The 19,260-nt window shown below is 56.9% G+C and carries 18 protein-coding genes and 3 pseudogenes; 13 read left to right on the top strand and 8 right to left on the bottom strand.

The genetic code is table 11. From position 1 onward, the window contains the following. Positions 1-27: 27 nt before the first annotated feature. Positions 28-1,221 (top strand): patatin-like phospholipase family protein, encoded by a 1,194-nt coding sequence (locus ACZ1HE_RS21450; RefSeq protein ID WP_472624117.1) that lies wholly within the window; start codon positions 28-30, stop codon positions 1,219-1,221. A 59-nt stretch (positions 1,222-1,280) separates the two neighbouring features. Here the strand turns inward: ACZ1HE_RS21450 and ACZ1HE_RS21445 are convergent, their stop codons facing one another. Continuing rightward, a complete protein-coding gene (locus ACZ1HE_RS21445) occupies positions 1,281-2,597 on the bottom strand; it encodes an ammonium transporter (protein WP_472624115.1) in 1,317 nt (438 codons plus the stop codon). 34 nt (positions 2,598-2,631) lie between these two features. Continuing rightward, on the bottom strand, positions 2,632-2,970 hold the full coding sequence (locus tag ACZ1HE_RS21440; protein WP_085793953.1) for a P-II family nitrogen regulator: 339 nt from the start codon (positions 2,968-2,970) through the stop codon (positions 2,632-2,634). A 258-nt stretch (positions 2,971-3,228) separates the two neighbouring features. Here ACZ1HE_RS21440 and ACZ1HE_RS21435 point away from each other — a divergent pair, with 258 nt between their 5' ends. Then, positions 3,229-5,643, top strand: coding sequence for a transglycosylase domain-containing protein (locus tag ACZ1HE_RS21435; RefSeq protein WP_472624113.1), 2,415 nt, complete (start codon positions 3,229-3,231; stop codon positions 5,641-5,643). Positions 5,644-5,751: 108 nt separating this feature from the next. Here the strand turns inward: ACZ1HE_RS21435 and ACZ1HE_RS21430 are convergent, their stop codons facing one another. Together ACZ1HE_RS21430 and ACZ1HE_RS21425 are read right to left on the bottom strand one after the other, a co-directional pair. Then, positions 5,752-6,360 (bottom strand): MlaC/ttg2D family ABC transporter substrate-binding protein, encoded by a 609-nt coding sequence (locus ACZ1HE_RS21430; RefSeq protein WP_472624111.1) that lies wholly within the window; start codon positions 6,358-6,360, stop codon positions 5,752-5,754. Beyond that, on the bottom strand, positions 6,350-7,141 hold the full coding sequence (locus tag ACZ1HE_RS21425) for an MlaA family lipoprotein (protein ID WP_472624109.1): 792 nt from the start codon (positions 7,139-7,141) through the stop codon (positions 6,350-6,352). The genes ACZ1HE_RS21430 and ACZ1HE_RS21425 overlap by 11 nt, the downstream gene beginning before the upstream one ends. 192 nt (positions 7,142-7,333) lie before the next feature. Here ACZ1HE_RS21425 and ACZ1HE_RS21420 point away from each other — a divergent pair. The 6 genes and pseudogenes from ACZ1HE_RS21420 (at position 7,334) to ACZ1HE_RS21395 (ending at position 13,185) form a co-directional block, all read left to right on the top strand. Further along, positions 7,334-9,066: pseudogene (locus tag ACZ1HE_RS21420) on the top strand (type I secretion system permease/ATPase). Further along, positions 9,063-10,363 (top strand): annotated as a pseudogene (locus tag ACZ1HE_RS21415) (HlyD family type I secretion periplasmic adaptor subunit). The pseudogenes ACZ1HE_RS21420 and ACZ1HE_RS21415 overlap by 4 nt, the downstream one beginning before the upstream one ends. 72 nt (positions 10,364-10,435) lie before the next feature. Continuing rightward, on the top strand, positions 10,436-10,894 hold the full coding sequence (locus tag ACZ1HE_RS21410) for a RidA family protein (protein ID WP_472624107.1): 459 nt from the start codon (positions 10,436-10,438) through the stop codon (positions 10,892-10,894). Next, a complete protein-coding gene (locus ACZ1HE_RS21405; protein ID WP_472624105.1) occupies positions 10,891-11,661 on the top strand; it encodes a glycerophosphodiester phosphodiesterase family protein in 771 nt (256 codons plus the stop codon). The genes ACZ1HE_RS21410 and ACZ1HE_RS21405 overlap by 4 nt, the downstream gene beginning before the upstream one ends. Before the next feature lie 46 nt (positions 11,662-11,707). Continuing rightward, positions 11,708-12,895: a GNAT family N-acetyltransferase gene (locus ACZ1HE_RS21400; protein ID WP_472624103.1), complete on the top strand. Its 1,188-nt coding sequence runs from the start codon at positions 11,708-11,710 to the stop codon at positions 12,893-12,895. After that, positions 12,892-13,185, top strand: a complete 294-nt coding sequence (locus tag ACZ1HE_RS21395) for a 4a-hydroxytetrahydrobiopterin dehydratase (RefSeq protein WP_461403697.1) — start codon at positions 12,892-12,894, stop codon at positions 13,183-13,185. The genes ACZ1HE_RS21400 and ACZ1HE_RS21395 overlap by 4 nt, the downstream gene beginning before the upstream one ends. 147 nt (positions 13,186-13,332) lie before the next feature. Here ACZ1HE_RS21395 and ACZ1HE_RS21390 read toward each other — a convergent pair whose 3' ends face one another. After that, positions 13,333-13,818, bottom strand: a complete 486-nt coding sequence (locus tag ACZ1HE_RS21390; protein WP_472624101.1) for a redoxin family protein — start codon at positions 13,816-13,818, stop codon at positions 13,333-13,335. 98 nt (positions 13,819-13,916) lie between these two features. On the opposite strand from ACZ1HE_RS21390, the gene ACZ1HE_RS21385 reads away from it, so the two are divergent. The 4 genes from ACZ1HE_RS21385 to ACZ1HE_RS21370 all read left to right on the top strand — a co-directional run bounded on the left by ACZ1HE_RS21385 (position 13,917) and on the right by ACZ1HE_RS21370 (position 16,618). After that, complete coding sequence (locus tag ACZ1HE_RS21385; protein ID WP_472624099.1) at positions 13,917-15,128, top strand: NAD(P)/FAD-dependent oxidoreductase; 1,212 nt, start codon at positions 13,917-13,919, stop codon at positions 15,126-15,128. Continuing rightward, on the top strand, positions 15,125-15,685 hold the full coding sequence (gene rsmD, locus ACZ1HE_RS21380) for a 16S rRNA (guanine(966)-N(2))-methyltransferase RsmD (protein ID WP_472624097.1): 561 nt from the start codon (positions 15,125-15,127) through the stop codon (positions 15,683-15,685). The genes ACZ1HE_RS21385 and rsmD overlap by 4 nt, the downstream gene beginning before the upstream one ends. A gap of 91 nt (positions 15,686-15,776) precedes the next feature. After that, on the top strand, positions 15,777-16,412 hold the full coding sequence (locus ACZ1HE_RS21375) for an HAD family hydrolase (RefSeq protein WP_472624095.1): 636 nt from the start codon (positions 15,777-15,779) through the stop codon (positions 16,410-16,412). 23 nt (positions 16,413-16,435) lie between these two features. Next, positions 16,436-16,618, top strand: a complete 183-nt coding sequence (locus ACZ1HE_RS21370) for a hypothetical protein (protein WP_472624093.1) — start codon at positions 16,436-16,438, stop codon at positions 16,616-16,618. Here ACZ1HE_RS21370 and map read toward each other — a convergent pair. Beyond that, positions 16,612-17,420 (bottom strand): annotated as a pseudogene (gene map / locus ACZ1HE_RS21365) (type I methionyl aminopeptidase). The gene ACZ1HE_RS21370 and the pseudogene map sit on opposite strands and share 7 nt — an antisense overlap. Positions 17,421-17,640: 220 nt before the next feature. On the opposite strand from map, the gene ACZ1HE_RS21360 reads away from it, so the two are divergent. Next, positions 17,641-18,012: a VOC family protein gene (locus ACZ1HE_RS21360; protein WP_472624091.1), complete on the top strand. Its 372-nt coding sequence runs from the start codon at positions 17,641-17,643 to the stop codon at positions 18,010-18,012. A gap of 38 nt (positions 18,013-18,050) precedes the next feature. Here ACZ1HE_RS21360 and ACZ1HE_RS21355 read toward each other — a convergent pair whose 3' ends face one another. Further along, positions 18,051-18,530, bottom strand: coding sequence for a GNAT family N-acetyltransferase (locus tag ACZ1HE_RS21355; protein ID WP_472624089.1), 480 nt, complete (start codon positions 18,528-18,530; stop codon positions 18,051-18,053). After that, a complete protein-coding gene (gene sfsA, locus ACZ1HE_RS21350) occupies positions 18,527-19,243 on the bottom strand; it encodes a DNA/RNA nuclease SfsA (protein ID WP_472624087.1) in 717 nt (238 codons plus the stop codon). Before sfsA ends, ACZ1HE_RS21355 begins: the two co-directional genes overlap by 4 nt. Positions 19,244-19,260: the final 17 nt, after the last annotated feature.

Genomic DNA, 19,260 nt, shown 5'->3' with positions numbered 1-19,260 from the left:
CGTTCCTTGATTTAGATGTGCTGACCGATGACCAGTGCCCGATTTACCCTCTCGCTTTTGCTGAGCCTTGTTCTGGTGGCTTGCGCAGGCAGCTATGACCGAACCAATGTGACCCCTACAGCCGAGACGTATGAGGGGTTTTATCCTGCGGCGGCATCGGCCGAGGTGCGGCTGTTCGAAGATGGGGGCCCGGCCAGCCTCGCGCCCCTTGGTTCGCAGTTGCAACCGACCTTGGCGCAGGTGCCAGGTGGGCGCGGGCTGAACATACTGGCTCTGTCCGGTGGGGGGCAACATGGGGCGTATGGCGCGGGGGTCCTGAACGGCTGGACAGCGTCGGGTCAGCGACCGGATTTCGACATTGTGACCGGGATTTCGACAGGTTCCTTGATTGCGCCTTTTGCCTTTTTGGGGTCGGAGTATGACGCCCGGCTCAAGCGCTTCTACACCCAGACCACCACTCGGGATGTAGCACGGCTGGATGTGGCAGGTGCGATTTTCGGGCGCGGGTTTGTGGGTAAGACAACGCCTCTGCGCGCCGCGATTGAGCGTGAGCTGACAGATGATCTGATTACTGAGATCGGAGCCGAGCACCGCAAGGGGCGTCGCCTGTTGGTGGGCACCACCAACATCGACGCCGAGCGGCCAGTGCTTTGGGATATCGGTCAGTTGGCGCAGATTGAAACGCCGCAGGCGCGAGCGCTGATCCGTGACGTGATTCTGGCCTCGGCCGCGATTCCAGTTGTGTTCCCACCCATCACCATCGAAGTGACAGATGGCGATATTCGCCGCGAAGAGTTGCATGTCGATGGCGGGCTGACGCGCGAGGTATTTGTCTATCCCCCCGGCTTGCCCATGGGGCGGATGTTACGTAAGGCGGGTTTGAGTGGGCAGAAAAACACCATCTGGCTGATCCACAACAAGTCACTTGAGCCGTCGTTCGAGCCGTTGAATGGCAACGCCACTGCCGTGGCCAACCGTGCGTTCGAGATGCTGATCCGCTCACAGAGCATTGGCAACATCGAAAGTATCCTGTCGTTGGCCAAGCGGGATGGGCTCGGGGCCAATATCACCTATATTCCGCGGGAATTTGCGATCAAACCCGAAGAACCATTTGATCGGGATTACATGAACGCGCTGTTCGACGTAGGCCATGCAGCAGGCAGTGCGTCCGAAGGCTGGTTGTATGACATCCAGGATTGGGCAGAGGGTGATTTTGAGTAAGACGAACGAAAAAGGCCCGAGCCGGATGGCTCGGGCCGTTGTTTCACATCTCGGACGGGTTAGCCGCGCGAGAATTCGGGATATGCTTCCATTCCCAGCTCGGCCATGTCGAGGCCGTTGACTTCATCCTCTTCGCTGACGCGGATGCCCAGGGTCGCTTTCAGGATGACCCACAGAACCAGGCTGACAGCGAAGGTGAAGACACCATAGGCCACGATGCCGGTCAGCTGAGTCATCAGCGTCGCGTCCGAGTTGTAGAAGATCACCGCGATGGTGCCCCAGATACCGGCGCACAGGTGAACCGGGATCGCACCAACCACATCGTCGATCTTCAGCTTGTCAAGGAAGGGTACGGTGAAGACCACGATCACGCCGCCAACGGCACCGATCCACAGCGCGCCGAACAGGGTCGGGGCCAGCGGTTCAGCGGTGATCGACACCAGACCGGCCAGAGCACCGTTCAGCACCATGGTCAGGTCGGGTTTCTTGAACATCACCTGCGTCAGGATCAGCGCGGTCACGGCACCAGCGGCAGCCGCCATGTTGGTGTTGGCAAAGATGCGCGACACATCCGACACGTCACCCACGGTGCCCATTGCCAGCTGAGAGCCGCCGTTGAAGCCGAACCAACCCAGCCACAGGATGAAGGTACCCAGAGTAGCCAGCGCCAGGTTCGAACCCGGGATCGGGATGACCTTGCCGTCTTTGCCGTACTTGCCGATCCGCGGACCCAGCACGATGGCACCTGCCAGAGCGGCCCAGCCACCAACCGAGTGCACGACAGTTGAACCGGCGAAGTCCTGGAAGCCCATGGCGTCCAACCAGCCACCGCCCCATTTCCACGAACCGGAGATTGGGTACATCAGACCAGTCAGAACCACGACGAAGATCAGGAAGGGCCAAAGCTTGATCCGCTCGGCCAATGCGCCCGACACGATCGAAGCGGTTGCGGCGACAAACACAAGCTGGAAGAAGAAGTCAGAACCCACCGAGGCATAATCCAGCGCCGCATCCGCCGCTGAAACGCCAACCGCGTCCAGAACGGTCGGGCCGCCGATGGCGAAGAAGCCGTTAAAATCGCCCGGATACATGGTGTTGAAGCCCACGAACCAATACATGATCGCCGCAATCGAATAGAGCGCGATGTTCTTGGTCATCTGCATGGTTACGTTCTTGGAGCGCACCAGGCCGCCTTCGAGCATGGCAAAGCCTGCAGCCATGAAGAAGACCAGAAAACCCGCCATGCAGAACAGCAACGTGGTCATGATGTAGGGGCCGATTTCGTCAAAGCCCGGCGCGGCAGCATCCTGCGCCAGGGCCAGCGTCGGCAGAGCGATTAGCGCGGCCGCAGCAGGAAGTGTCTTGAGAAGGTTCATTTCGATTTTCCCTTGGATAAGAGTGTGCGGACGCTCAAAGTGCGTCGTCGTTGGTTTCCCCGGTGCGCACGCGCACGGCCTGTTCCACGTCCAGGACAAAGATCTTGCCGTCGCCGATTTTGCCGGTGCGCGCAGTGCTGGAAATGGTCTCGACGATCTGATCGACCATCGAGGCGGCAACCACGATTTCCAGTTTGATCTTGGGGACAAAGTTCACGGCGTATTCCGCGCCGCGGTAGATTTCTGTATGGCCGGATTGCGAGCCAAAGCCCTTGATCTCGGTGACCATCATGCCGCGAATACCGGCCTCGGTCAGCGCTTCGCGGACCTCCTCCAGCTTGAACGGCTTGATTGTTGCGATGATGAGTTTCACTGTATTCCCCTCAGCTGAGCAGGCGGCGGCCTGCGTGTCTTGATGGGCAAATCAAGACCGTTGCTGCGCTGCAGAGAAACCGTGATTGGGCAGAGATAGGATGAAAATCACAAGAATTTGCACATTTTTTGCACAAAAACCCCACCAAGATGAAAAATGAGGCAAATCTAAAAGGGAATATGAATGTGAATAACACCTCAACACTCGGAGCTTGGCGGGGTATTGTGCCCCAAAAGCCAGAGCCGAGCAGGGTTGAGTATGAGTGATTCAAAGCGGCGCAAACCGCCATTGGTTGCAGACAAGAGGTACCCGTCCGCGGCCCGGTCAAAGGCGGCCAAGCCCAAGCCCAAGCCAAAAGCGGCGCCGGGGAAAAAGGCATCTTCGAAAAAAACACCTGCTCGCAAGCCACGCAAGTCAGCTCGCAAGGGCGGCTCGGGTGGAGGAATCCCGGGAGCGTTGCGCAGAGCTATCGGCTGGATTGTCAGTTTGATCTGGGGGTTCACTTGGCGCGTTGGAATGATTGTCGCTTTGCTCCTCGCGCTGGCCGTTGGGCTGGTCTATACCACTCTGCCTGATGTGAGTGCACTGCTGGACGGGCGCGCACGTGGGTCTGTGACCCTGTTGGACCGGGACGGCAAAGTGTTTGCCTGGCGCGGTGATCAGTTCGGCGGTGTGGTGACAACAGAGACTGTTTCTCCACATCTAAAGAACGCGGTCATTGCGACAGAAGACAAGCGGTTTTATCGGCACTTCGGGATTAGTCCGCGTGGTGTCGCCAGCGCTGTGCGGATCAATCTGAGTGAGGGGCGCGGACCGTTGTCGGGGCACGGTGGCTCTACCATTACGCAGCAGACAGCCAAGCTGCTGTGCCTTGGAGTGCCTTACGACGAGTCCCAATGGGAGTCGGAAAAAGCATACGAAGACGATTGCCGACAAGGATCGCTTTGGCGCAAGGTCAAAGAAGCTGTTTATGCGATGGCGATGGAGGTCAAATATAGCAAGGATGAGGTTCTCACTATCTATCTCAACCGGGCTTTCCTTGGCGCAGGCGCACGTGGTTTCGAGGCAGCCAGCCAGCGTTACTTTGGCAAGTCGGCCGCAGAGGTCAGCCCATCTGAGGCCGCTATGCTTGCTGGTCTTCTTGTGGCACCGACGCGATATGCACCGACTAACAATCTGAAGCGTTCTCAGGACAGGGCGCGGGTCATCGTAGGATTGATGGAAGATCAGGGATACCTGACTGCGCAGCAAGCCAACACAGCGCGCAACACACCAGCGCAATTGTCCGAGGCGGCAGCGGCACGGGCCGGAGGGTATTTCGCGGACTGGGTGATGTCGACGGGGCCGGAGTATTTTACACGCAACACGACCGAAGACGTGATTATCCGTACGACGCTGGATCAGCGTATCCAGACCTCGGCGGAAGAAGCGATGAATTTCGTGTTTCAGGAAAAGGTTCGCAAAGGATCCAAGGCACAGGCAGCCATTGTGGTCATGTCAGCGGATGGGGCGGTACGTGGAATGGTTGGCGGGCGCAAGACGCGAGTCACTGGGGCCTTCAATCGTGCAACCCAGGCCATGCGTCAAACGGGCTCGGCCTTTAAGCCGTTTGTCTATGCCACCGCGTTGGAGCTTGGGTATTCACCGCTTGATACGGTCGTGGATGCTCCCTACTGCTTGAATATCCCGGGTTCAGGAGAGTGGTGCCCAAAGAACTATACAAACAAGCACTATGGTCAGGTCACGCTGACACATGCTTTGAAAGACTCTTTGAACATACCGGCGGTCAAGGTGTCCGAGGCAGTCGGGCGTGATCTGGTGCGTAAGGTCGCTGGTGACTTTGGTATCGACAGTGATCTTGCGGCGGGACCGGCTTTGGCATTGGGCGCATCTGAAAGTACGCTTCTGGAAATGACCGGAGCTTATGCGGGTATTCTGAATGGCGGTTCGTCGGTGACACCTTACGGTTTGGTTGAGCTAAAGCTGTTGGGGGATGATACGCCGCTCATGGGATCTGGAGGAGGCATCGGAGAGCGCGTCATTCAAAACGGGGCGGCCGAACAACTCATTTGGATGATGGAGAAGGTCGTATCCGAAGGATCCGGTCGTCGTGCAGCTTTGTCCGGATGGCAAGTGGCAGGCAAAACGGGCACGACACAAGCGGCGCGGGATGCCTGGTTCATTGGCTTCACCGCAGATTATGTAACCGGCGTTTGGATGGGATATGACGACAACACTCCTTTATCAGGCGTGACCGGAGGCGGATTGCCCGCGGAGATATGGCACGAAACGATGGTGCGGGTTCAGGACGGGCTTGAATCCAAGCCTTTGCCCATGCGCGGACCAACACGTCCGACGCGTTTGCCCGAGAAGCCCAAGAAAAACCCGGTGGGGGATTGGGGCAAGCTGTTGATCAACTGCTCAAGGATATATTCGGAGGTCGGAACTGACCCGGGTGTGCCGTTGTATCGGAACCGGGGGTGCTCCCGCGCCCGGGCTATCCCGACTTCGTCGGCACCGCCAGCGGACTTGGGCGTAGCGCCGCGCATAGCGCGGCGCCGGGCCCAACGGGAGGAGGTGTTTCGCAAGAAACATCGACGACGGGCGGGAGCTCTCTGTTTCTTTGGGGCAAGTGGACGTGAAGATCGACACGAAATCCGTAATGTCGGGTGATTTCGTGGGTCTGCGCAAACCGGCGGAACGGCAGTTCTTGAGCCGGAAAAAGAAAAAGCCGCCCAACTGTGAGGCGGCTTACAGCGCTTTTTATTTCGAAAATATGGGTCAGCCAGCCTTGTCCAGGTCAGCAATCAACTTGTTGAGGTCACCCTTACGCCGATCCAGCATGGCGCCGATCTCGGTGCGTTCTGTCAGCAGTAGGTTCACACCTTCGATAAACATATTGTAGAACTTGTCCTTGCCGGATTTGTCCGACACCAGAAAGGTCACATCGAACGGGGCTGATCCCTGCAGCTTGACCGAACTTCTGATCTCGTATCCGTTCTTGATCTTGCGGGCTGACCTAACGCTAACCTCGCCACCAATAAACTCGCGGAACCGACGGCCATATTTGCGTGAAATGTAGCCCTGAAAAGCCTTGGTAAAGGATCGCATCTGGGACTTGGATGCACTGCGTCCATCCGCACCAAGTGCATAGCGCGCCATGATCGGAACATCCGCATAGCGAACAAACACTTTTTCAAAATCGCGCAGCATTGCGGCTTCTGATTTGCCTGAATCAATGACTTTGTTGATGTCGGTCACGACGCCATTAACCAGTTTGCGTGCACCGGCTTCGGTCAAGGCAAAGGCTGGGAACGGCAACATCGCCAGGCCAAGACCGGCAACGGAAGCTGCTACAAGAGTTCTACGGTTCAAAAAGTTACTCGGCATAGGGGTCCTCGTACGGGTCTGACGTGTCAGAGTAGGGATCTGCGTATAGGCCAAGATAGGCGTCCTCGTCGTCGGCTGCCAGTTCGAACCGGCGATTTTGCAGGTAAATCAGGCGAGCTTGAGCGTAACTGTCCGCGCTTTCATACAAAATTGAATCGACGGTGTCAGAAAATCTGCCCCGGTCCCCCATGCGTCGGACAATTTCCGCGTAAAGTCCAAGGTTGTCGACGGGTCGTGTCGGTGCAAAATCGATTGGATTCGTGAACAGATTGACGACAACGCCGACGGCATCCCTGGTTGTCGATGGTCCGTAGAGCGGCAATTCAAGATATGCGCCTTCACCCACGCCCCAGACATGCAATGTCTCGCCAAAGTCTGTGTCGACCTGTGGCACTTCAAAGTCCGTTGCCGGATCGGCCAGACCTGCGAAACCAACCGTCGTATTGATTGCGAACCGAAACAGTGCAATGCCCGATTCCTTTGGTTTGCCTTGCAGCAGATAGTCGACCGCCTGTCCGGGCAGGGAAAGATTTTCCGCAAAGGAGTTGAAACTTGTCACCATCGGTTCGGGGATAACGCTGACGTACCCTTTGGATGCGGGTCGGAACAAGTACTGATCCACGCCCCGATTAAAGCTGTGGACTGAGCGGTTGGTACTTTCGTAGGGGTCGTGAACAGCGCCGTTGGCTTTTTCCTCGGTCGTGGTTTGCGCACAGGCAGACACACCAACGACCAGAGCCATGATGCACAGACGCAAATTGGTTCTGGCAGGAATCTTCATTCAGTTCTCAGTCCGCTCAACAAGTTCCGGTTCAAATCCAATGCCCGGGTATACACGTAACACTTACCTTTTGCAGGAACACTAAAGATACATGTTGGATGTGTGACACAATTGGAACAAGATCGCATTTATCTCGTTGCGATTGTGGCGTAAAGCAGTCTCAGTTTGAGCAGGCGGATAATTGATAACGATATGAAGACGAATTTACACGCAGGATACGAAGAACTGCGCGAAACGCGCCGTCAAAGCAGGCATTTGTTCTGGACCGTTGGCTTGTTTAGTTTTTTTGCCAACATGCTGATGCTGACTGGCCCTCTTTATATGTTGCAGGTCTACGACCGGGTGCTGGGAAGTCGATCCGAAGAGACCCTTGTTGCGTTGTCTCTTTTGGTGGTTTTCCTGTACGGCGTTATGGGTGTTCTGGACTACACACGCGGCCGCATTATGGGCCGCGTTGCTGCACGTTTTCAAAGCCGGTTGGACAAACGTGTGTTCGACGCGATGATCTCGCAGAGAAGCCATTGCTAATGATCCGTCTGCACGCACTGGTCTGTCCGATCTGGAGTCGATTCAAAGGTTTGTGGCGTCGCCTGTTTTCACGGCCTTTTTTGACACACCGTGGACCCCGATCTTTTTAGCTAGGCATCACTCTGTTTCATCCGTGGCTGGGTTTGTTGGCCGTTGTTGGCGGCTCGATTTTGATCTGTCTGACTTTCATCAATCAGCTGTTCTCTCGAGAGCCTGTTTTGCAAGCGAACATCTCGACCAATCGAGCTGCCATGATGTCCGAAGAAATCCGCTCGGAAGCGGAGATGATTCAGGCAATGGGCATGCGAACCGCCGCGTTTGAGCGATGGAAGAAAGCCCGAGATGTGTCGTTGAGCGAATCCATCACGGCTGCCGACATAGGCGGCACGTTCACGACCCTGACCAAGACGCTGCGGTTGTTCTTGCAGTCGGCGATGCTTGGCTTGGGCGCGTATTTGGTGCTGTTGGGAGAAATCACGCCGGGAGCGATGATTGCTGCGTCGATCCTGATGGGGCGGGCGTTGGCACCGATCGAAATGGTGATCAACCAGTGGCAAATGGTGCAGCGTGCCAACAAGGGCTGGCACAGCCTGGCTGACCTTTTGGGGAAGGTTCCACCTGAAGAGGAAAAGACCCGTTTGCCCCAGCCAAAGGCTAAGCTGTCTGTTCAGTCGCTAACGATTGTGCCGCCTGGTGATACCCGAGCGCAGTTGAAAACAGTTTCATTTGAAGTTGAACCCGGGCAAGCGGTGGGGGTCATCGGGCCGTCAGGGTCTGGCAAATCCACCTTGGCGCGGGCGCTGACGGGTGTCTGGCGTCCCGCGGGTGGTAGTGTCCGGCTGGATGGGGCTGCATTGGAACAATATGCTCCTGACATTCTTGGCCGTCACATCGGATACCTTCCACAGCGGGTGCAACTGTTCGAAGGCACGATTGCGGAAAACATTGCGCGCTTGTCGAACGCTCCTGATGCGGATCAGGTTGTGGCTGCGGCAAAAATGGCCGCAGCTCATGAAATGATTGTTCAGTTGCCGGACGGCTACGATACGCGCATTTCATCAGGTGGGGGGCGATTGTCAGGGGGGCAGTTGCAACGTGTTGCTTTGGCTCGGGCTCTGTATGGGGATCCGGTGATTGTCATCTTGGACGAACCGAACTCCAATCTTGATAGTGACGGATCGTTGGCTTTGAACCGGGCGATCAAGACGCTGAAATCCCAGGGCAAGTCCGTTCTGGTCATGGCGCATAGACCAGCTGCTATTCAGGAATGCGACACTTTGCTTGTGTTGGACCAAGGAACCCGCGCGGCCTTTGGCGGAAAGGAACAAGTCCTGAAAGAAAGGGTAGCCAATCATCAGAACATCCAACAGGCAGCTGCAATGGGGGCCGTACGATGAGTGACAACACTTGGTCTGCACGCAAGCCTGTAATGATCGGTATGATCGGCCTGTTAATACTTGTCGGCGGTTTTGGTACCTGGGCTGTCTTGTCCAGCATTGCGGGGGCAATCATCGCAAGTGGACGCATCGAAGTTGATCGCAACCGGCAGGTTGTCCAGCATCTTGACGGCGGCATCGTTGCAGAAATCCTTGTTGACGAGGGGGACGCCGTCGAAGCCGGGTCCACTCTGATCAAGCTGGATTCAAATTTGCTGGCTTCTCAGTTGGTGATTGTCGAAGGGCAATTGTTTGAGCTCATGGCTCGGCGCGGCCGTTTGGAGGCGGAACGGGATGAGGCCGAAGACATCGTCTTTGAGCCCGAATTGATGGATGCGGCCTCGGTCAGGTTGGAAGTTGCAGATCTGGTTGAAGGACAAGAGCGTCTATTTAGGGCTCGGCGCGCCACAGTTGGGCGCGAAATAGAGCAGCTAGAAAAAGAAGATCTCAGATCGACAACCAGATCGAAGGCATAGTTGCGCAACAGAAATCAACCCGTACTCAGGTTGATCTGATCACGCAGGAACTGGTCAGTCAGCAATCACTATTGGACAAGGGACTTGCCCAGGCCGCCACGGTGCTCAGTTTACGACGCACCTTGGCCAATCTTGAAGGCACCTTGGGTGAATTGGTTGCAAGCGAGGCACAGGCGCAAGGCCGCGTGACCGAGATCGACATAGAGATCCTCAAACTCAGCACTGCGCAGCGAGAAGAGGCAATCACTCGTCTGCGCGACTTGCGATACCGCGAGTTGGAACTGGCCGAACAACGCCGTTCATTGCTGGAACAACTTGCCCGTCTTGAGATTAAGGCCCCGGTTGGAGGCATCGTCTATGGGCTTCAGGTTCATACGCCCCGGTCAGTGATCCGCCCGGCGGATCCTGTTCTGTTTCTGGTACCCCAGGATCGCCCATTGGTAATCGCAGCGCGGGTAGAGCCGATTCACATTGATCAGATCTATGTTGGGCAGCCGGTAACCTTGAGGTTCTCGGCATTGGATCAAAGAGAGACACCAGAGCTGATCGGAACGGTGACGCAAATTTCGGCTGATGCGTTCGAAGACGATACTACGCAACTGTCGTTTTATCGGGCCGAGATCGAATTGGACGAAGGGGAACAGGACAAACTACCCGAGCGTACAGTTCTGATCCCCGGTATGCCGGTCGAGGCATTTATCCGCACAGAGGATCAATCTCCAATCTACTACTTGGTCAAGCCGCTAGCGGACTATTTCACCAAAGCTTTCCGCGAAACCTGAGTTTCAGGCTTTTCGTAACTCACGATCCCGGCTAGCGTCCGCCCGACAACTGATTTCGGGAGGGCGCACGCCATGAGCATCGAAGCAAAACTTGAAAGCATGGGCATCACGCTGCCGGACGCTCCGGCACCGGCGGCAAACTATGTACCTTATGTGCAGGTGGGAGATATGGTTTATATATCAGGCCAGATTTCCAATGACGAAAACGGTCTCATTTTGGGCAAACTGGGCGACGATATGGATGTCGAAGCAGGTGCCGCCGCCGCGCGCCGCTGCGCCATCAATCTGTTGGCTCAAGTCAAAGCCGCCTGTGGTGGCGATCTGGACCGTTTGGTGCGTGTCGTGAAGTTGACCGGGTTCGTAAACTCGACCGCCGATTTCACGGCCCAACCGCAAGTTATTAACGGGGCGTCCGATTTTATGGTCGAAGCGTTGGGCGACGCCGGTCGCCACTCGCGCTCGGCCGTTAGTGCAGCAGCCTTGCCCTTGGGTGTTGCGGTCGAGATCGAAGGCTTTTTTCAGATCAAATGATCCCGCAGCTGCCCCGCGCCTTTCTAGAGGCACCCCTTGCCCATCGTGCCTTGCATGATGTGACGGACGGCCGCCCCGAGAACAGCAGGGCGGCCATCTGTGCGGCAATTGCCAATGGTTTCGGGATAGAAATTGATCTGCAGTTGACCTCTGACGATCAGGCAATGGTGTTCCATGACTATGACATGGGCCGCCTGACTGGACGAGAAGGTGCGATTCAGTTGGTATCTGCCAAGGACGCGCAAGCCACGGCCCTGAGCGGAGGAGATGGCGAAGGCATTCCGACGCTGAAAGAGGTTTTGTCACTGGTCAGAGGTCAAGTGCCGCTTCTGATCGAATTAAAGGACCAGGACGGGGCAATGGGCACGGCGATCGGGCCACTTGAAAGGGCAACGGTTCAGGCGCTTGATGGGTATGCGGGGCCAGTTGCACTCATGTCATTCAATCCCAACAGCGTCGCCATGATGGCGGAGTTGGCGCCTGACGTGCCCCGCGGGATTGTCACCAGCGCCTATGAGCCGTCGGAATGGCCACTGTCCAAAGCCGTATGCGATCACTTACGAGGAATACCGGATTTCGATCGCACGCAATCGTGTTTCATCAGCCATGAGGTTCAGGATTTGGATCGGCCTCGGGTCGCAGACCTCAAACAAGCAGGAGCACGTATCCTATGTTGGACTGTCAAATCTCCTGAGCAGGAGAAACGAGCCCGAATGGTCGCCGAGAATGTGACTTTTGAGGGGTACTTGGCTCAACACCCCGCTTGATCCGTGCGCATTGGACCACAGATAATGGGTCAAGGTTGGAGGTAGGATGGATCAGGCGCAAATCGAAATTCAGGTTCTGAATTCTCTGTCGCAGATATCCTCGCGGGACTGGGATGCCTGCGCCTGCCCCGAGGCGGAGGATGGTGGTCGTCCTTTGGACCCGTTCACAACCCATAGGTTTTTGAGCGCGCTGGAAGATAGCGGATCGGTCGGACCTGGTTCTGGATGGCAGCCTCAGTATCTTACCGCCTACTTGGACGGTATGCTAATTGGTGCCGCGCCGCTGTATGCCAAGTCGCACAGTCAGGGCGAATACATTTTCGATCACAACTGGGCGCATGCCTATGAGCGTGCCGGGGGACGGTATTATCCGAAACTTCAGGTCGCCGTGCCCTTTACCCCGGCGACAGGCCGACGATTTCTGGTTCGTCCAGGATACGAGGGGATTGGGCAATCGGCGTTGGTGCAGGGGATGGTGCAACTGGCAGCGGACAACAATGTTTCGACCGTGCATGTCACATTTTGTACCGAGGACGAAGCCGGGATTGGTCGCGAGATGGGTTTGATGCACCGCACAACGCAGCAATTTCATTGGCTGAATGATGGTTATGAAAATTTCGACGGGTTCCTTACAGCCTTGTCTTCGCGCAAGCGCAAAACACTGCGCAAGGAGCGTAGGCAGGCCAATGAATTTGGCGGCCGTATCCATACGTTTTCCGGCGATGCGTTAAGGCCGGAGCATTGGGATGCCTTTTGGATGTTCTATCAGGACACCGGAGCCCGCAAATGGGGCTCTCCGTATCTGACGAGGCAATTCTTTGAGATCGCTCATGAAACGATGCCCGATGACATGGCACTGGTGCTCGCAGAAAGGAACGGGGCCTATGTGGCAGGGGCGTTGAATTTCATCGGTCGCGAGACGCTTTTTGGACGATACTGGGGCTGCATCGAACATCATCCCTGTCTGCACTTTGAACTGTGCTACTATCAGGCAATCGACATTGCGATCTCAAAAGGGTTGAAGCGTGTCGAGGCGGGTGCTCAAGGTGAACACAAGCTGGCGCGCGGGTACATGCCCACACAAACCCACAGTCTGCATTGGGTTGGAGACCCCGGCTTTGCCGATGCCATCGCCAGGTATTTAGAGGCAGAACGCGAGGCAATTGACCAAGAGATCGAGCTGTTGACGGAGTACGGCCCTTTCAAAAAGGTGGATGTGGAGGAACAGCAATGACCGAGAAACTGTCAGATGCCACACGCGGCCCGCTATTAAGCCCGCTGTTCGACAATGGCTGGACCATGGTCGAGGGTCGGGATGCGATCACCAAGACATTCATCTTCGACAATTTTGTCGAGGCTTTTGGCTGGATGACCCGCGTGGCGATCTGGGCCGAGAAATGGAACCACCATCCGGAATGGAGCAACGTCTATCGCACGGTCGAAGTTGTGTTGAGCACCCATGACGTGGACGGGCTGTCGGCTTTGGACGCCAAACTGGCACGCAAGATGGATTCGTTGCTGTGAGGCGAATCGATTGCGTTTAAGGCCCCGCCGACGGACGTGAATTTACGAACTTGCACTTACCATCGGCGGATTTTTGCTTGTCATAAATGACAATAATATTTGAGACAGAAAAACACCCCGAAACCAGCGGCTTCGGGGTGAAAAAGCTCAGATAACGTCCAGCAGACCTTCGCCTGCGGACAGCTCGCACATGCCGGGGTTTTCTTCGACGTTCACGGCTGTAACCTTGCCGTCTTCAACCAGCATCGCGTAACGGATCGAACGGGCAATCAAACCAGCAGGCGGGGCGTCAAAACGTGCACCGATGGCATCGGTGAAAGTGCATTCTGCATCAGCAATCATGGTCAAACCGGCTGCGGAAGCACCTGTCGCTTCGCCCCAGGCAGACATCACAAAAGGGTCGTTGACAGACACGCAAATGATCTCGTCCACACCCTTAGCTGCGAACTGATCCTTGGTGCGGATGAAGCTGGGAACATGGGCCGAATGGCAGGTTGGGGTGAAGGCACCGGGCACTGCAAAAATCACAACTTTGCGGCCTTTGGTCTTGTCTGCGATGTTTGTCTGTTCGGGGCCTTCAGCGCCCATAAACGTCACTGTGGCGTCGGGGATTTGTTCGCCAACTGCAATCATAACTTGATACCTCGTTGTTGGATTTGCGGTTCTATGCCCTTCGGCATATAGCTGTTGGCCGACAGGTGACCATCATTTTTTAGTGAGGCAGGAAGAAAATGAGCCATATCGTCGTGATCGGAGCGGGGCAGGCAGGATCGTCTCTAGTAGCAAAACTGCGCAAAGACGGGTTCGAGGGCGAGATCACCTTGATCGGGGCCGAGCCGGTTCTGCCGTATCAGCGCCCGCCACTGTCCAAAGCATACCTGCTGGGTGACATGGAGTTGGAACGTCTGTTCCTGCGGCCTGCGTCCTTCTACGAAGAGCAGAACATCACCGTAATGCTGGGCAGCCGTGTGACGGCGATTGATGCGGCGGCCAAGACCGTGACTGTAGGTGATGAGGTGATCGCTTATGATCAACTGGCCTTGACCACTGGGTCTGATCCGCGCCGCCTGCCTGCCAAGATCGGTGGTGATCTGGACAATGTATTTCTGGTTCGGGATTTGGCCGATGCGGATGCAATGGCACCGGAGTTCAAGGACGGCGCGCGTGCTTTGATCATCGGCGGTGGTTACATCGGGCTTGAGGCGGCTGCCGTCTGTGCCAAGCGCGGTGTACAGGTGACGCTGGTCGAAATGGCCGAACGTATTCTGCAGCGCGTGGCGGCGCCTGAAACCAGTGATTATTTCCGCAACCTGCACTGCAGCCACGGGGCCGACATCCGCGAAGGTGTGGGTTTGGACCATCTTGTCGGCACAGATGGCAAGGTGACAGGTGCTGTGCTGACTGATGGCGCCGAGCTGGAAATCGACTTCGCCGTAGTGGGCGTGGGCATCACCCCCGCGATCCAATTGGCCGAAATGGCCGGTGTGGAACTGGACAATGGCATAAAGACCGACGCCCATGGGCGCACGTCTGATCCATCGATCTGGGCGGCCGGTGACTGTGCGTCTTTCCCCTACAAAGGCGAGCGTATCCGCCTGGAAAGCGTTCCCAACGCCATTGATCAGGCCGAGGTTGTGGCTCAAAACATGATGGGTGCCGACAAGGACTATGTCGCGACGCCTTGGTTCTGGTCGGATCAGTATGACGTCAAGCTGCAGATAGCGGGTCTGAACACCGGCTTTGACCGCGTTGTGACCCGCAAAGGTGAGGGGCTTACAACGTCGTTCTGGTACTACAAAGGCGAGCAATTGCTGGCCGTGGACGCGATGAACGACCCGCGTGCCTATATGGTGGGTAAACGTCTGATTGATGGCGGCAAATCCGCTGATCCAGCGATCGTGGGTGATCCTGAGGCGGATCTGAAGCCGCTCCTCAAAGCGTGAGGATCATCGCCGGAGAGTTCCGGGGGCGTGCTTTGGCCTCGGTTGGCAAGGGGGATGCAGGTGCCCATCTGCGTCCCACAACCGACCGGGTTCGTGAAAGCCTGTTCAACGTTCTGATGCACACCGGGGCCATTCCTGACGCGCGGGTGCTGGATCTTTTTGCCGGAACTGGCGCTCTTGGGCTTGAGGCGTTGTCGCGTGGCGCCGCGCATGTCAGCTTTGTCGATGACGGGCGCGTAGCGCAGGGGCTGATCCGCAAGAATATCGACCTGACCCGAGCCAAAGACCGCACCACCCTGATCCGCCGCGATGCCACGCGGCTGGGACCAAACCCGGATGCGACCTATGATCTGGTTTTCCTCGATCCGCCTTACGGCAAGGACTTGGGGCAAAAGGCTTTGGATTTGACGGTGCAGGGCGGCTGGATCGCAGACGATGCCTTGATCGTCTGGGAAGAAAGCCAGCCGATGGAGGTTCCTCAAGGGTTCGAACTGCACGACCGGCGTAAGTATGGCGATACGCATGTGACGCTTCTGTGGCGCTCTGTTTCAGACTGAAATGATGCGGGCGGGGCGTCGCCGAGCCTGCATTTGATCCCCCCGACATTGACCGATACTCCTGTCGGAAAACGCGATTTGGGGCAGAGACATGTTTGATCTGGTGGTTTTTGATTGCGACGGCGTGCTCGTCGACAGCGAAGTGGTATCGAACCAGGTGCTTGTCGACAATCTGGCTCGCTATGGCCTGACACTTACCCTGAAAGAATGCATGGGGCATTTCGTTGGTGGAACCATGCAGGGTGTCAGGGACATGGCCCGCGATATGGGGGCCGACCTGCCCGAAGGTTGGATTGATGAGGTTTACGCCGAAACCTACGCGGGGCTGAGGGCTGGCGTGCCGCTTGTTCGGGGCATCCCTGATGTGCTGGCCCGCCTCAATGCACTGAATATTCCGTACTGCGTCGCCTCGAACGGCAGTCGAGAGAAGATGAAGATCACGCTCGGGCAGAATGGCTTGTGGGATCGATTCGAACCGGCCATGTTTTCAGCCCACGAGTTGGGGGTCGGCAAGCCAGAGCCAGACTTGTTCCTGGCGGCTGCAAAGCACTTTGGTGCCCAATCACCAGCTGTGATCGAAGACAGCCCAAGCGGAGCTTTGGCAGCACAGCGCGCGGGGATGCGGTGCTTTGGCTACGCAGAGCACGATGACGGTGCCCGATTGGCGGCACATGGCGCAGAGGTGTTTCACGACATGGCCGAATTGCCAACGCTTTTGGAGCTTTGATGCAGGCGTGCTAAATTGCGCCCATGGACCGCATGATGACATCCGGCCTTTGGGAGCCGATTGAACGCACGAAAGACACAACAGGCCCACAGCGCAAGCCGCGGCGGTCGCCTGTATTCATCCAGGATGCGGTGACGCCTGTGGGCGAGACGACCTTGCTGCTGGCGCTTTGGCAGAGCCAGCAGAACAAGGAAACCGATCAGTAAGTGGGGTGGAACTTGTCACCCGGTGACAGGGTAAAGATTTCGACCCCGTCTGAGGTTACACCTACGGAATGTTCGAACTGCGCTGACAGTGACTTGTCACGGGTTACGGCAGTCCAGTCATCGGCCAGCGTTTTGGTCTCGGGGCGTCCCAGGTTCACCATCGGTTCGATCGTGAAGAACATGCCCTCTTCCAGAACCGCGCCGGTGCCGGGGCGGCCATAGTGCAGGACATTGGGCGGGGCGTGGAAAACCTGTCCCAACCCGTGACCGCAGAAATCGCGAACAACGCTCATGCGGTGTGCCTCGACATAGGCCTGAATGGCGTGGCCAATGTCGCCGAACGTGTTGCCGGGTTTGACCATCTCGATGCCTTTGAACAGCGCATCATGGGTCACCTGAATCAAACGCTCAGCCTTGCGCGGCAGCCTGCCTGCCACATACATCCGCGAGGTGTCGCCAAACCAGCCATCGACAATGACAGTCACGTCGATGTTCAGGATATCACCTTCTTTGAGCCGCTTGTCACCGGGAATGCCATGACACACAACGTGGTTCACGCTGATGCAGCTGGCGTGCTGATAGCCCTTATAGCCGATGGTGGCCGATGTGGCGCCAGCATCCTCGACCATCTGGGTGATCATGCCGTCAAGGGCACCCGTGGTCTGGCCCGGGAACACATGCTGCGCGATGTCATCCAGAATCTGCGCCGCAAGCGCCCCTGCCGCGTGCATGCTTAGGCAAAGTCACCTTGTTCATAAATGCGGATGCCGTCCTTGGTCAGGCGGCCACGATGTTCTTTCATCAACGCGGGGCTCCATTGGTTGCACGCTTGCGTTCTATTTAATCTGCTTGTGCAGAAAGGGCCAGAGGGTGTTGAAGGGGTGGTTTTCAGGGGCATACCGTCATGGAACGCAAGGTCGTTGGTCGCAGCGGTGGCAATGCCGCTTTCGTGATTTGATAATGTCGAAGGGTTGGCCGAGCGTTCGGCGCAACCATGAACCCCAACAGAACAGGACAATCAGATGATCGGTTATGTCACAATCGGCGTGTCGGATATGGAGCGCGCCAAGAGCTTTTACACAGAGCTGTTTGCCGACAAAGGTGCTCAGGTCATGATCGACGTGGGCCGCATTGCCTTTATCGGGGCAAACCCCGCGGCACCGATGTTGGCGGTTTGCACGCCTTATGATGGCGGAGACTGCGACAGCGGCAATGGCTCCATGATTGCATTTCCCGCCGACAGCAAGGATGAGGCCAAAGCGCTTTATGATCGTGCGATCAGCCTGGGCGCCACCTGCGAGGGCGAGCCGGGCCAACGTGTGCCAGATCGCTTCTACGGTGCTTATGCGCGCGACCCCGACGGCAACAAGCTGTGCTTTTACGTTTTTGGTTAAACCTCTGAGCGTTCCTTGATGGGCGCGATTCTGGCGGTTCAGGCCAAGTGCTTTTCGAACCGCCAGATTTCCAGCGGGTATGGACCGGTCTGTGTTTCAAAACGCAGGGTTTCCGTGCAGGCATTCACCCAGCCACATTTTTCATAGAACCGCGCGGCGCGCGTGTTTCCAACGGAGCAAGCCAGCCAAGCGGTTGTGTGCCCGTCCGCGCGAATGTGATGCTCGCCGTCCCGGATCAAATCCGCGGCCAACCCCGTGCCGCGCGCCTGGGCCGTGACATACATCTGGTTGATCTCATCCTGCAGGATCACGCAAAGACCCAGCACCCGACCTTCGCATACGGCAATGCGGGTCGTGGGCGCGTATTTCTCCAGACGCTCAGAAAAACTGGTCAAAGTGCGCAGCGCGGTCAGATCAATTGGCACAATGCTAGCATGGGCATCATGCCAGCCTGCGTGCCACATCTCGGCCGCTTGCGGGATCAAGTCTGGGGTCAGATCGACGATTTCTATATTCATGACTGCCCAGCCGGTTGCAGGGGTTTAGAAGTATCAACCGTGATCCCTTCAGGGCAAATCTGTGTCGCGTAAATCAGACGCTCGACGCCGTTTTCCCTTGCCATATCAAAGGCTTCCGCATAGGCTGGATCAATGTCTGCAGCCAGGGCAAAGCGGTCACAATCGGTGCGTTGCACCAGGTACAACATGATGGCGCGGTGGCCTTGTTCGACCATCGCGGATAGCTCGTTCAGGTGCTTGGTGCCCCGTGCAGTGACACTGTCGGGAAATTCCGCCAGCCCCGGTTGGCGCGATAGAGTGACGCTTTTGACCTCCACATATGCATCCGGCAACCCCGGGCCTGACAGCAGAAAATCGATACGGCTCTTCTCGCCATACTTCACCTCGGACCGGACGGTGTCATAAGCGGCGAGGTCGGGAATTTCGCGCGCTTCCAAAGTAGCGCGCAGGGCACGGTTAGGGATTGATGTGTCCACGCCAGTGAAATGACCGTTCTCGTGATCGACCAGCCGCCAGCCGAATTTCAGCTTCTTCTTGGGATCATCATTTGGTTCCAGCCAAATTTTCGACCCCGATTCCGCCAATCCCATCATCGAGCCGGGGTTGGCGCAATGGGCTGTCACCTCGCGCCCGTCGTCTAGCGTGCAGTCGGCGAGAAAACGTTTGTAGCGTCGGACTAGGCGGGCGGGGATCAGGGGCGTGGGGAAGTGCATGCCCCTGCCTAGCGCAG

The organism is Falsiruegeria sp. JB4-1, assembly GCF_055693495.1.
The sequence above is the reverse complement of the archived record's forward strand: the minus strand, read 5'-3'. Positions and strand labels throughout refer to the sequence as shown.